At 73.2% G+C, this 12,600-nt stretch carries 12 protein-coding genes; 9 read left to right on the plus strand and 3 right to left on the minus strand.

Annotated features, from left to right (window positions below):
• The first annotated feature begins 81 nt into the window (after window positions 1-81).
• Both QJS33_RS17965 and coaE read left to right on the plus strand, forming a co-directional pair.
• Window positions 82-573, plus strand: coding sequence for a GNAT family N-acetyltransferase (locus QJS33_RS17965; RefSeq protein WP_306369157.1), 492 nt, complete (start codon window positions 82-84; stop codon window positions 571-573).
• Window positions 574-663: 90 nt separating this feature from the next.
• The gene (coaE, locus tag QJS33_RS17970) at window positions 664-1,266 is read left to right on the plus strand and encodes a dephospho-CoA kinase (protein WP_306369158.1); all 603 of its coding nucleotides are present in this window, start codon (window positions 664-666) and stop codon (window positions 1,264-1,266) included.
• Between the two features lie 416 nt (window positions 1,267-1,682).
• Here coaE and QJS33_RS17975 read toward each other — a convergent pair whose 3' ends face one another.
• The 3 genes from QJS33_RS17975 to QJS33_RS17985 form a co-directional block, all read right to left on the minus strand.
• Window positions 1,683-2,030 (minus strand): hypothetical protein, encoded by a 348-nt coding sequence (locus QJS33_RS17975; protein WP_306369159.1) that lies wholly within the window; start codon window positions 2,028-2,030, stop codon window positions 1,683-1,685.
• Window positions 2,031-2,044: 14 nt separating this feature from the next.
• A complete protein-coding gene (locus tag QJS33_RS17980; RefSeq protein WP_306369160.1) occupies window positions 2,045-2,638 on the minus strand; it encodes a hypothetical protein in 594 nt (197 codons plus the stop codon).
• 172 nt (window positions 2,639-2,810) lie between these two features.
• Window positions 2,811-3,998 (minus strand): hypothetical protein, encoded by a 1,188-nt coding sequence (locus QJS33_RS17985; RefSeq protein WP_306369161.1) that lies wholly within the window; start codon window positions 3,996-3,998, stop codon window positions 2,811-2,813.
• Window positions 3,999-4,238: 240 nt separating this feature from the next.
• On the opposite strand from QJS33_RS17985, the gene uvrB reads away from it, so the two are divergent.
• The 7 genes from uvrB to QJS33_RS18020 form a co-directional block, all read left to right on the plus strand.
• The gene (gene uvrB / locus QJS33_RS17990) at window positions 4,239-6,335 is read left to right on the plus strand and encodes an excinuclease ABC subunit UvrB (protein WP_306369162.1); all 2,097 of its coding nucleotides are present in this window, start codon (window positions 4,239-4,241) and stop codon (window positions 6,333-6,335) included.
• A 147-nt stretch (window positions 6,336-6,482) separates the two neighbouring features.
• Window positions 6,483-6,917, plus strand: a complete 435-nt coding sequence (locus tag QJS33_RS17995; protein WP_306369163.1) for a DUF3060 domain-containing protein — start codon at window positions 6,483-6,485, stop codon at window positions 6,915-6,917.
• 305 nt (window positions 6,918-7,222) lie between these two features.
• Entirely contained in the window at window positions 7,223-8,218 is a 996-nt protein-coding gene (locus tag QJS33_RS18000; protein WP_306369164.1) for a GNAT family N-acetyltransferase, read from the plus strand.
• 88 nt (window positions 8,219-8,306) lie between these two features.
• Window positions 8,307-9,230 carry a hydroxymethylglutaryl-CoA lyase gene (locus QJS33_RS18005; RefSeq protein WP_306369165.1) on the plus strand — a complete coding sequence of 308 codons (924 nt, stop codon included), beginning with the start codon at window positions 8,307-8,309 and terminating at the stop codon, window positions 9,228-9,230.
• 782 nt (window positions 9,231-10,012) lie between these two features.
• Complete coding sequence (locus QJS33_RS18010) at window positions 10,013-11,653, plus strand: CTP synthase (RefSeq protein WP_306369166.1); 1,641 nt, start codon at window positions 10,013-10,015, stop codon at window positions 11,651-11,653.
• A 42-nt stretch (window positions 11,654-11,695) separates the two neighbouring features.
• Window positions 11,696-12,361: an NUDIX domain-containing protein gene (locus QJS33_RS18015; RefSeq protein WP_306369167.1), complete on the plus strand. Its 666-nt coding sequence runs from the start codon at window positions 11,696-11,698 to the stop codon at window positions 12,359-12,361.
• The coding region (locus QJS33_RS18020; protein ID WP_306369168.1) for a site-specific integrase at window positions 12,358-12,600 on the plus strand (243 nt) is incomplete at its 3' end. The genes QJS33_RS18015 and QJS33_RS18020, both read left to right, overlap by 4 nt.

A 12,600-nucleotide genomic window follows, 5' to 3' on the forward strand; every position in this document is an offset into this window, starting at 1 on the left:
TCCCCGACACTACGCCGCACCACGGCCGATCGGACTAGTCTCGTGCCGTGCCCCGGCGGGCGGGGCGTGTGAGGAGACGGCGTGTTCGAGATCCACCCGGCCACCTCCGCCGACGCGGGGGAGATCCACACCCTGCAACGGGCGGCGTTCGTCGACGAGGCCCAGGCCTACGGGGACCCGTTCATCCTGCCGCTGACCGAGACCCTGGAGCGGGTGGAGCGGCTGCTGGCCGACCCCGGCTCCCTGGTGCTCAAGGCCGTCGAGGGGCACCGGGTCATCGGTGCGGTGCGCGCGCAGGTCACCGGTACCACCGGGGTGGTGGGCCGGCTGGCGGTGGCCCCGGACCGGCGGCGGCGCGGGGTGGCGGCTGCACTGCTGGAGCGGGTGGAGGCGGAACTGCGGGACCTGCGGCCCGACCTGGCGGCGCTGACCCTGTTCACCGGGGCGCAGAGCGCGCAGAACCAGCTCCTGTACCGGCGTGCGGGGTATGCGGTGACGCACCGGGAGCGGGTCGCCGACCACCTGGTGATGGTGCACATGCGCAAGGAGCTGGCGGCGGTCACCCCCGGCTGACGGGGGTGCGGGTCGGGCCGGGCCGGGTCGGGTGGTCCGGGCGGGGAGGCCGGGACGGCACGGAGCCGCCCCGTTGACTATGGTCGTCGCATGCTGAAAGTGGGACTCACAGGCGGGATCGGCTCGGGCAAGAGCGCGGTCTCCGCGGAACTGGCCGGATACGGGGCGGTGGTGATCGACGCCGACGCCATCGCCCGTGAGGTGGTGGAGCCGGGCACGCCCGGCCTGGCGGCGGTGGTCGAGGAGTTCGGGGAGGGCGTGCTCGCCCCGGACGGAGGCCTGGACCGGGCCCGGCTGGGGGAGATCGTGTTCGCCGACGAGGCGAAGCTGGCGCGGCTCAACGCCATCGTGCACCCGCTGGTGGGGGAGCGCAGCGCCGAGCTGATGGCGCGTGCCGAGGCGGACGGCGCCCCGGTGGTGGTGTACGACGTGCCGCTGCTGGTGGAGAACGGCCTGGAGTCGCTGTACGACGTGGTGGTGGTCGTCGACACCCCCGACGAGGAGCGGGTGCGGCGGGTCTCCGAGACGCGCGGTATGGACCCCGAGCAGGTGCGGGCGCGGATCCGGGCGCAGGCCGACCGGGAGACCCGGCTGGCCGCGGCGGATCTGGTGGTGGACAACTCCGGTTCGCGCGAGCGGCTCACGGAGCGGGTCGCGGGGCTGTGGAAGGAGCTGCTGGCCCGGGCGTCCTGACCACGGGCCGCCGTGGCGGTGCTCCCCGTCCCCGGGCGGGGCCACCGGCGGCCTCGGCGGTGCGGTCGGCCGCCTGGCGGAGGAGGACGGGGCGGAAGGTCCCCGGCCACGGCACGGCGGGTCGGGGTCACGTCCCCGGGAGTGGTGTGATTTTCGCGCGGGTGCGTCCTTGCGGGTCATCGTGATGGTCGGCCGAAGCCGGGCGGGCCAGCGCGTACCGGCGGCCCGCCGGCCGGGATGAAGAAGCCGCCGGAGGCGGCGGTGCACCGATCCGCCCGACACCGCTGACGCGCATCCGTGGGAACAGGGCCGGAAAATTTACACCACTCGGTGGGACACCATCCGGGCCGGGGGTGGTGCGGGTGCGCACGGGTTCGCCTCGGCCCGGGGTAGGGGCGGCCGCGGGCCGCACCGGGTCAGGTGGGGCCGGTCGTTTCCGGGGCCCTCGGACGGGGCGGCGGTGTCCGCGGATACAGGCCGCCGGCGCCGGTGGCGGCGATGATCCAGCAGACCAGTGCGACCGTGCCGCAGAGCCCGGCGGTGACGACGTCCCCCTGCGCTGCGGCCGAGGCCCGGGGTGCGAGCTGCTCGAACAGGTAGGTCGCGAAGCCGTGCAGGTACGGGGCCAACCTCAGCGGGACGAGGAATCCGACCGCGCCCGCCAACAGCAGGCGGCTGCGCGGGGTTTCGAGGTCGAACCGCAGGTTGGCCCACACCAGGCAGGAGGCCAGGGCGGCCCCGTACACGGCCGTCAGGTGGACCATGGCGTGGGGCAGGGTCAGTGCGTGCAGGCCCGCGACGGCGACGGCGGCCCCCGCGAGCGCGGTGATCGTTCGCGGTAGGGGGCGGGCCGGGGCGTGCCCGCCGACGAGGTACCCGAGGCCGTCGGCTTCCGACGGCTTCTCCGTGGTCCGCGCGGGTGTGGGGCCGCCGGGCGGCGGGGGCCGCTCGGGCGCAGGGCCCGGTGGAAGGACGCGGCGAGCAGTGCCAGGCCGGTGAGCAGCAGGGCGAGCGCGGCTCCGGTGTCGGGCGGTGCCCCGCCGGCCAGTGCGGACACCGCGGCGTTGAGTCCGAGCACCGCCAGCAGGATCGGGGGGAAGCAGACCACGAGGGCGGCGATGGTGGCCGCGGCGGCGGCCGTGGAGACGGTCGTCGGGTCGGTGGCCCGCCGATGGACCGTGATCACGACGACGTAGGGGGGCAGGATGAGGGCCAGGGTGACGCCCGCGCCGTGAACGGCGTTCGGGTCCGGGAAGGCCGCGAGCAGCGCCGCCGCCAGGACGCAGAGCAGGGCGGCGACCCGGTGTACGTGGCGTACGGGGGAGCCGGGGTGCGGGGGGTCGTCGGAGTCGGGCGCGGGTTCGGTGTGCATGGGCCGCCTCGGCGTTGAGGGCGGTCGGGGGCGGGGGCCGGAAGGGGCGGCCTCGGGAGGGGTGCCCTGATGGTGTCCGCGGGCGGGGCCCGGGAAACGGGGGTGACCCTTTCGGCCGTGCGGCGGCCACGGCGGAGGGCGCCCCGCCGGGGCGGGGCGGGCGCGGGCGGGTTCAGTCCTCCGTCGCCGCGGTGCCCGGGGCCGTGGGCTCGGGGGACCGGGCCTGTCGTGGTCGGGGGATGTCCAGGGGCTCGCGGCGGGTGTCCTCGGTCTCGGGGTGCAGTGCCGCCGACAGCGAGGAGCCGGCGTCCACGGCCTCGCGCACCAGTTCCTCCCGGACCGAGTGGGCGGCCCGCACGCTGAGCAGGCTGTCGTCGATCTCGTCGGTGTGCATGGCGTCGCGTGCGGTGGTCAGGGCCAGGTCGGCGTACTCGGCGGCGCGGTCGGCGATGGCCTGGCACTGCTCCCACTCCCGGTGGGCGGTCACCGCGGCGTGGACTCGCTCGCCGTAGTCGGCCAGGACGGTGATGCGTTCGGACAGGGCGGTGTGGGCGCGGGCGACCGCTTCCTCCTGCGGCTTCAGGGCCCGGGTGACCTGCTGGGACACCGCCTCCCGCTTGCGCTGGACCAGTTCGCGGCGCAGGGCGCGCAGCCGCAGCAGTTCCTGCGACATGCGCCATTCCTCCTCGCGGAGCAGGGGCAGGGTGTGGGCGGCGTCGAAGGACGCGCCCAGCACGCGGGTGCCCTCCTCGACCCGGTCGGTGGCCTGTTGCAGGCGGGCGAACAGGTGGGCTTCGGGCTCCTCGTGCCGGGTGGCGTAGCTGTAGGGGCGGCCGAAGTCCTCGGGCAGCACGTACCGGCGGCGGTTCTCCGAGGCCAGCCGGGGCAGCATCCCGGGGCGCATGATGGCACCGGCCCCGCCCCCGGCGACGGCGAGGTAGAGGGCGGCGGCGGAGGCGCTGCCGGGGACGGCGGCGGCCAGGGGCTCCAGGGCGTTGCCCAGGATCAGGTGGCCGGTCAGGACGGTGGCGGCGGACAGCGGCAGCGCCCAGAAGCCGTGCATGAGCAGGTCGGCCCAGTCGTCGGAGAGCGAGCCCCGGTCGGAGACCAGGCCCAGGACGGCGGCGGTGACGATCAGGCACAGCAGGGCGATGAGCGGGGTGGCCGCGCCGGGCACGAGCAGGGCGAGCGCGGCCAGGGAGGTGCCGCCGGCGGCGGTGAGCGCGGCGCCGCGACGCCAGGTGAGCCGTGCCGAGGGGCCGACCGAATCCGGGAGCAGCCGTTCGGGGTGGGCGCGCAGGCGGGCGAGCGTCCGGCGCGGCAGGGTCGGATCGAAGGTGGGTCGAGAGGGATGGGACACGGCTGGCACCTCTATTCCGGGGGCGCAGTGCGCTGGTTTCGATGGTAACCCCGGGGCCCCGGCCCGGTCAGGGGTCTTCCGTGGACTGTGGGCGGCGGTCGTCCTCGGCGGCGGCCGGGCGGCGGCCGGGTGGCGCGTCCGCTTCCGGCCGCGGGATGTCGTGGGCGGTCGGTAGCGTTAGGTGGACGGGGACCCGTGTGCGCGGGGGCGGGTCCCGGGCGACGAGGGGATGAGGGCGACGTGCGACCGGTCACCGAGATCAAGCGCAGTGAGAACCCGTTCGAGGTGGTCTCGGACATGCGGCCGGCGGGTGACCAGCCCAAGGCGATCGAGGAGATCACCCGGCGGGTGCGCGGCGGCGACCCGCACACGGTGCTGCTGGGTGCGACCGGTACCGGTAAGACGGCGACGGTCGCCTGGACCGTCGAGCGGTTGCAGCGGCCCACGCTGGTGATGCAGCCCAACAAGACGCTGGCCGCGCAGTTCGCCAACGAGCTGCGGCAGATGCTGCCGAACAACGCCGTCGAGTACTTCGTGTCGTACTACGACTACTACCAGCCCGAGGCGTACGTCCCCCAGAGCGACACCTACATCGAGAAGGACTCCTCGATCAACGACGAGGTGGAGCGGCTGCGCCACTCGGCGACCAATTCGCTGCTCACCCGCCGGGACACGATCGTGGTGGCGTCGGTGTCGTGCATCTACGGCCTGGGCACGCCGCAGGAGTACGTGGACCGGATGGCGCGGCTGTCGGTGGGCATGGAGGTGGACCGCGACGACCTGCTGCGGCGCCTGGTGGACATGCAGTACAGCCGCAACGACGTGGCGTTCACCCGGGGGACGTTCCGGGTGCGCGGTGACACGATCGAGATCATCCCGGTGTACGAGGAGCTGGCGATCCGCATCGAGATGTTCGGTGACGAGGTCGAGCGGCTGCTCACCCTGCATCCGCTGACCGGCGAGGTGCTGGGGGAGAGCGAGGAGATGTTCATCTTCCCCGCCTCGCACTACGTGGCCGGTGAGGAGCGCACGGCGCGGGCGGTGGAGACGATCGAGGCGGAGCTGGGCGAGCGGCTGGCGGAGCTGGAGGGCCAGGGCAAGCTGCTGGAGGCGCAGCGGCTGCGCATGCGCACCACCCACGACCTGGAGATGATCCGCCAGCTGGGGACGTGCTCGGGCATCGAGAACTATTCGCGGCACTTCGACGAGCGTCCGCCCGGCAGTGCGCCCAACACGCTGTTGGACTACTTCCCCGACGACTTCCTGCTGGTGTTGGACGAGTCGCACGTGACGGTCCCGCAGATCGGGGCGATGTACGAGGGCGACGCCTCCCGCAAGCGGACCCTGGTGGACCACGGGTTCCGGTTGCCGTCGGCGCTGGACAACCGGCCGCTGAAGTGGGAGGAGTTCACCGGGAGGATCGGGCAGACGGTGTACCTGTCGGCGACCCCGGGCCGGTACGAGCTGCGCCAGAGCGGCGGCGACGTGGTGGAGCAGGTCATCCGGCCGACCGGGCTGGTGGACCCGGAGGTGCTGGTCAAGCCCACCGAGGGGCAGATCGACGACCTGGTGCACGAGATCCGGGTGCGGGCCGAGCGGTCCGAGCGGGTGCTGGTCACCACGCTCACCAAGAAGATGGCCGAGGACCTCACCGACTACTTCGCGGAGCTGGGCATCCGGGTGCGGTACCTGCACAGCGAGGTGGACACGCTGCGCCGGGTGGAGCTGCTGCGGGAGCTGCGGGTCGGCGAGTTCGACGTGCTGGTCGGCATCAACCTGCTGCGGGAGGGCCTGGACCTGCCGGAGGTGTCGCTGGTGGCGATCCTGGACGCGGACAAGGAGGGTTTCCTGCGGTCGGAGACGTCGCTGATCCAGACGATCGGCCGGGCGGCGCGCAACGTCGCGGGCCAGGTGCACATGTACGCCGACAACATCACCGATTCGATGCGGGCGGCGATCGAGGAGACCAACCGGCGCCGTGCCAAGCAGGTGGCGTACAACACCGAGCACGGGATCGACCCGCAGCCGCTGCGCAAGCAGATCGCGGACATCCTGGACTCCCTGAACCGGGAGGACGTGGACACCGAGGAGCTGATGGCGAGCGGGTACCGCGGCGCGGGTGCGGCGGCCAAGGCCCCGGTCCCGGCGCTGGGGGAGCGGGGCGTGGACGCGGCGAGCATGCCGCGGGCCGAGCTGGCGGGTCTCATCGACCAGTTGAGCGCGCAGATGCACCAGGCGGCGGCGGACCTGCGGTTCGAGCTGGCGGCCCGGTTGCGGGACGAGATCGGGGAGCTCAAGCGCGAATTGCGGGGCATGGACGCGGCCGGAACCCCCTGACCCGTCGGGCTTCCCGCCCGGACCTGTATCGACGGGGGCACGGTGGTGCAACGATAGGGTCGCGTAGTTACCTCAGCGTGACATAATCTTGGTCTTGCGCAGGATGTATGTCGCAATTGCCGGATGAATCCGGGTGTGGGGGAAACGATGAGGGCTCGACTCCAGATGGCCGCCGGCGGCGTCGTGCTGCTGGGCGCCATGCTGACCGGGTGCGGTCTGGCCTTCGGTCGTGAGCAGGTCGAGGGCCCCGACCTGCCGCCCGGGGCCGACGCCGTCACGATCCCCGAGGAGAACGTCGACGCCCATGACGTGCTCATCGTCGTCGACGACGGATCGGAGATCCACGACGAGTGCGCGGGACGGGAGGTCGTGGTCTCGGCCGACGACGCCATCGTGGTGCTGGACGGGTCCTGCGGGGTGGTCCGCGCCACCGGCCGCGGCTCCACCGTCGACGTGGGCTCGGCCGACAAGATCGTGCTGGTCGGGGTGGACAACACGATCTCCTTCGCGGGCGGCGAGCCCACGATCGTCAACCAGGGCCGCAACACCACCGTCGCCGAGGGCGGCGTCGCCCAGGAGTGACCCCCGATGCGCCGTCCCGGATGCGGAACCCCGTACCACCAAGGGGATCCGTGTCGGTGGATTGACCGCCCCGCCACCTGAGAGTGACCTTCGATCGGTTACGGTGGTCAGCGTCCACATCCGCGTCAACGCGGACGGGGGCGACGGATCGGGCGGATGCCACCACCGAGGGTGAACTTTCGGTGTCGGTCGGCTGTATCGTTCCCCCGCCCGACTCTGAGGCGGTACGGTCGTTTCGTCCCGCCCGTCGTCGAGGCGGCACGACGGCGGGGGCGGACACGTGAGACCCGCTAGGGGAGGGGTGGATGAGCGGTTATGTCGCACGGGTGCGACATGATGAGTCGCCCGGAGGCGATGCGGGCCTTGATCCGTTGGTGCGGTCCGCCGCCCAGCGCTGGGCGGCCGCGGACCCGCTGCTGCCCGAACCGGTGAGCTTCGCCGCCGATTCCTACCCCCTGCTGACCGTCAGCGACGAGGACGGCCGTACGGTCGCCGCGGGTGCCATGCACTACACCTGGTACCAGCCCGGCGAGGTCGGCCGGATCTGGGGTGTGCCCGACCAGCACTGGCTGACTCCCATCGTCGGCGGCCCCGAGCCCGCCCGCGCCCTGGACTCCTTGCTCACCAGCTGGTGCGACCAGCTGGAGGACCTGCCCACCGGCACCGGCTCGGAGTCGGCCGCCCTGGTGAGCTGGCCCGCCCGCGACGTCTGCGGCATCGCCCCGCTACAGCGCCACGGCCTTCAGCCCTACACCGTGCTCGCCGCCCGCCAGCGCCGCCGGGGCGTGCCCCCGTCGCTGCCGCCGCGCGACGTCACCATCCGCCTGGCCGACCGCAGCGACCTCACCCAGGTGGTGGGGCTCCTCATGGAGGAGCACCGCTACGAGCAGCACTTCGGCGGCGTGTTCCTCCAGCCCGACACCGCCGAGCAGACCCGCAAGGTGGCCGCCCGCGCCCTGGAGCGGGACCGCTCCTGGATCTGGCTGGCCGAGCGGCGCGGCCGCGCCGTGGGCCTGCTGTGGGTGTCCCCGCCCGAGCGGTCCCGCTGGGCCAAGTCCCTGGTCAAGGCGCGTCCGATCGCGCACATCGGCTACGGGGTGGTCAGCGCCGCCGAACGCGGCAGCGGTATCGGCACCGCCCTGGTCGGCCAGGCCCACCAGGCCCTGGACAGCCACGGGGTGGGCGTCTCGGTGCTCAACTACGCGGCCATGAACCCGCTGTCGGGCCCGTTCTGGCACCGCATGGGCTACCGCCCGGTCTGGACGACCTGGGAGATCCGCCCCGCCCTCGCCCTGCGCTGACCGGACCCGCCCGACCCCGCCGCCGGGCCCGCGCGGCCCGTTGGGCTAGCCTGTGCGCGAACGCAAGGGCGCGTGGGAGGGGACGGACATGACCGTGGACGACCGGGGGCCGGCGGGCGGCGAGCACGTCGAGATCGTCGAGGTGGGGCCGCGCGACGGGCTCCAGAACGAGGCGAAGGTGCTCTCGGTCGAGGACCGGATCGCGATGATCGACCGGGCCGTCGACGCGGGTGTGCGCCGGATCGAGGCGGTCAGCTTCGTCAACCCCGCGCGGGTCCCGCAGATGGCCGGGGCCGAGGAGATCATGAAGGGCGTGCGGCGCGCCCCGGACGTCTCCCACATCGGACTGGTCCTCAACCGGCGCGGCCTGGACCGCGCGCTCCGGGCCGCGGTGTCGGAGGTGAACGTGGCGGTGCCCGCCACCGACGGGTTCTGTGTGCGCAACCAGGGCAGCACCGTCGACGAGATGCTCGACGCGCTCGCCGACATGGACCGGGCCCTGGAGGGCACCGGCATCCCGCTGAGCGTCACCGTGTCGACGGCGTTCGGCTGCCCCTTCGACGGCGAGGTGTCCACGGAGCGGGTGGTGGAGGTGGTGCGGCGCATCGCCGACACCTCGGCGGTGGAGATCGCGCTGGCGGACACCATCGGCGTGGGCGTGCCCCGCCAGGTCACCGAACTCGTGGCGGCGGTGGCCGCGGTCGCCGACGGGCGCGCGCTGCGCTGCCACTTCCACAACACCCGCAACACCGGGTACGCCAACGCCTGGGCGGCGGCGGAGGCCGGGGTGCGGGTGCTGGACTCCAGCGTGGGCGGGTTCGGGGGCTGCCCGTTCGCGCCCGCCGCGACCGGCAACATCGCCACCGAGGACCTGCTGTACCTGCTGCACCGCAGCGGACTGCACACGGGCGTGAGCCTGTCGGCGGCCGCCGCCCTGGGCGACTGGACGGGCGAGCGCCTGGACAAGGCGCCCCCGGCCTACCTGGGCCGCGCCGGGGACTTCCCCGCCTGACGGTCGGCCGGGCCCCGCCGCCCCTCCTGGCCGGGGCCCGCAGGACGCCCCGCCCCCGGCGGGGGCGGGGCGTCCCGGGTTCTGCGAACACCCGCGGTCCGCGATGCCCGGTCCGCGGACGGTCATGTCCCGTCGAGTGGTGTGGGAACAACGGCTGTTCGAACAAGAACGGATCGCCGACCGGTGCGTCGTCACCTCTGGGACCAGGGGGGTCGAACGAAGTCGCACCACTCGGTGGGACACCGTCCTGCGGACGCCCGTGTTCCCGGCACCTGCGCGCTCCCGGCGGATCGGCTGGCCGTCGGCGTCCCGTCGGGCTGCAATGCCCGGTCGGCGGCGACTCACGTCCCGGTGCCCGTGTGTTCGGCGGAGGCCGCCCCGCCGGGGCGGCCTCCGGGACACGTGTGAGCGGTGTGACGGGTGGTTCGTCTGGGAGCGGCGGCGTGTGGTGTTCGTCGCGAACGGCGGGCCCCGGCGCGGGGGCGGGCGGGTGCTGCGAACCCCGGCGGGAGCGCGTTCTCCGGCCGGTGACGCAGACGACACTCCGCCCCGGACGGGCGCGCGGGCCGGTGGTCCCGGGGATCACCGCAGGTCGCGGTGGGAACAGTGACCCCAGGAGCGGCGTTCTGCGGATGTGGTTCCGCGGGGGCCTGTTATCCTGGTGCCCCGTGGATGTCCGGGCGGACCGAGCGATGATCCCACCGCCTCGGAACCGGACCGCCGCACGGCCGCTCTGGCTACTCCGAGCCCGCCGTAGCCACTCAACCCACGGGAGCAACACTTTGGCATCCGCCGCGAGTACCAAGCACCTCTTCGTTACTGGCGGCGTCGCCTCCAGTCTCGGCAAAGGCCTCACCGCTTCCAGCCTCGGCCGGCTCCTGAAGTCGCGCGGGCTGCGGGTCACCATGCAAAAGCTCGACCCGTACCTCAACGTGGACCCCGGTACGATGAACCCGTTCCAGCACGGCGAGGTGTTCGTCACCGACGACGGTGCCGAGACCGACCTGGACGTGGGCCACTACGAGCGCTTCCTCGACACCGAGCTGTCGGCGACCGCGAACGTCACCACCGGGCAGATCTACTCCAGCGTCATCGCCAAGGAGCGGCAGGGCGCCTACCTCGGTGACACCGTGCAGGTCATCCCGCACATCACCAACGAGATCAAGTCGCGCATCTACGCGATGGACGACCCCGAGGTCGACATCGTCATCACCGAGATCGGCGGCACGGTCGGCGACATCGAGTCGCAGCCGTTCCTGGAGGCGGTCCGCCAGATCCGGCACGAGATCGGCCGGGACAACTGCTTCTTCCTGCACGTCTCGCTGATCCCGTTCCTGGGCCCCTCGGGCGAGATGAAGACCAAGCCGACCCAGCACTCGGTCGCGGCCCTGCGCAGCATCGGCATCCAGCCCGACGCCATCGTGTGCCGCTCGGACCGGCCCATCACCCAGAGCCTGAAGTCCAAGATCAGCCTCATGTGCGACGTGGAAGAGGCGGGCGTGGTCTCCACCCCCGACGCCCCGTCCATCTACGACATCCCCAAGGTCCTGCACCGCGAGGGCCTGGACGCCTACGTCGTGCGCCGCCTGGGCATGCCGTTCCGGGACGTGGACTGGACCGAGTGGGACTCGCTGCTGCGCCGCGTGCACCAGCCCGACCACGAGGTCACCATCGCCATGGTCGGCAAGTACATCGACCTGCCCGACGCCTACCTGTCGGTCTCCGAGGCGCTGCGCGCCGGCGGGTTCGCCACCGACACCCGGGTGAACATCCGCTGGGTCGCCAGCGACAACTGCGCCAGCCCCTCGGGTGCGGCCGCCGAGCTGGACGGTGTGGACGGCATCCTCATCCCCGGCGGGTTCGGCGTGCGCGGCATCGAGGGCAAGATCGGCGCCATCCGCTACGCCCGCGAGAACCGCATTCCGCTGCTGGGCATCTGCCTGGGTCTACAGGCGATCGTCATCGAGTACGCGCGCAACGTGCTGGGCCTGGAGGGCGCCAACAGCACCGAGTTCGACGACAAAGCCGTCGACCCGGTCATCGCCACCATGGCCGACCAGGAGGACGTGGTCTCGGGCGAGCGCGACATGGGCGGCACCATGCGGCTGGGCCTGTACCCGGCCGACCTGGGCGAGGGCACCCTGGCCCGGGAGCTGTACGAGGGCCGGGCGCAGGTGTCCGAGCGCCACCGCCACCGGTTCGAGGTCAACAACGCCTACCGGCCCAAGCTGGAGGAGGCGGGTCTGGTGTTCTCCGGGCTTTCCCCTGATGGCAAGCTGGTGGAGTACGTCGAACTGCCCCGGGACGCCCACCCGTTCTACATCGCCACGCAGGCGCACCCGGAACTGCGGTCCCGGCCGACCAAGGCCAACCCGATGTTCCGCGGTCTGATCGCGGCGGCCTTGGAGAACAAGAAGTCCTGACGGTGGGGCCGGGCGGGGCACGAGCCTGAGAGGCCAGAACACATGAGTCACACCCGCCCGGCCGGAACCGACAACCCGGGGGCGGACGCGAAGATCGCGGACGCCCCCGAGTCGTGGCCGGTGGAGCGGTCCGAGGACCGCTTCCGCTCCCGCATGGTGGGCATGCGCACCGACTGGGTGGAGATGCCCGGCCCGGGCGGCCGCGGCACGAGCCTGGCCGCCCGCGACTACATGGAGCACCCGGGCGCGGCGGCCGCGCTGGCCCTGGACGACGCCGGGCGGGTGCTGCTACAGCGCCAGTACCGGCACGCCGCCCGGCACACGCTGTGGGAGCTGCCCGCCGGGATCATCGACGGCGAGGGGGAGGGGCCGCTGGCCACCGCCCGCCGCGAACTGGTGGAGGAGGCGGGGCTGCGCGCCGACACCTGGCACGAGCTCGCCGACTTCTTCCCCAGCCCCGGCTTCTCCAGCGAGCGCATCCACGTGTTCCTGGCGCGCGGGCTGTCGGAGGTGCCGGCCGAGGAGATCGACTTCGAGCGCGAGCACGAGGAGGCCGGACTGGTCGCCGAGTGGGTGCCGCTGGAGGAGGCGGTGGGGCTGGTCCTGGCCGGGCGGCTGCACAACGGGGCGACGGTGATCGGCGTCCTGGCCGCGCACGCCGCCTCCCGTACGGGCTTCACCGGTCTGCGCGAGCCCACCGAGCCGTGACCGGCGCGGGGGAGCCCTCCGGGGTGGAGCGGGTGTGCGCGGCGTTCCTGGACCACCTGAGCGCCGAGCGGGCGCTGGCCGACAACACACTGGCGGCCTACCGCGCCGACCTGCGCCGTTACCGGGAGTACCTGGCCGCGGCGGGGGTGGACTCGGTCGACGGGGTCGCCCCCGCGGTGGTGGGCTCCTTCGTGCAGGCCCTGCGGGAGGGCGGGGACGGCCGGGCGCCGCTGGCGGCG

This window comes from Nocardiopsis sp. CC223A (genome assembly GCF_030766825.1).
Classification (GTDB): domain Bacteria; phylum Actinomycetota; class Actinomycetes; order Streptosporangiales; family Streptosporangiaceae; genus Nocardiopsis.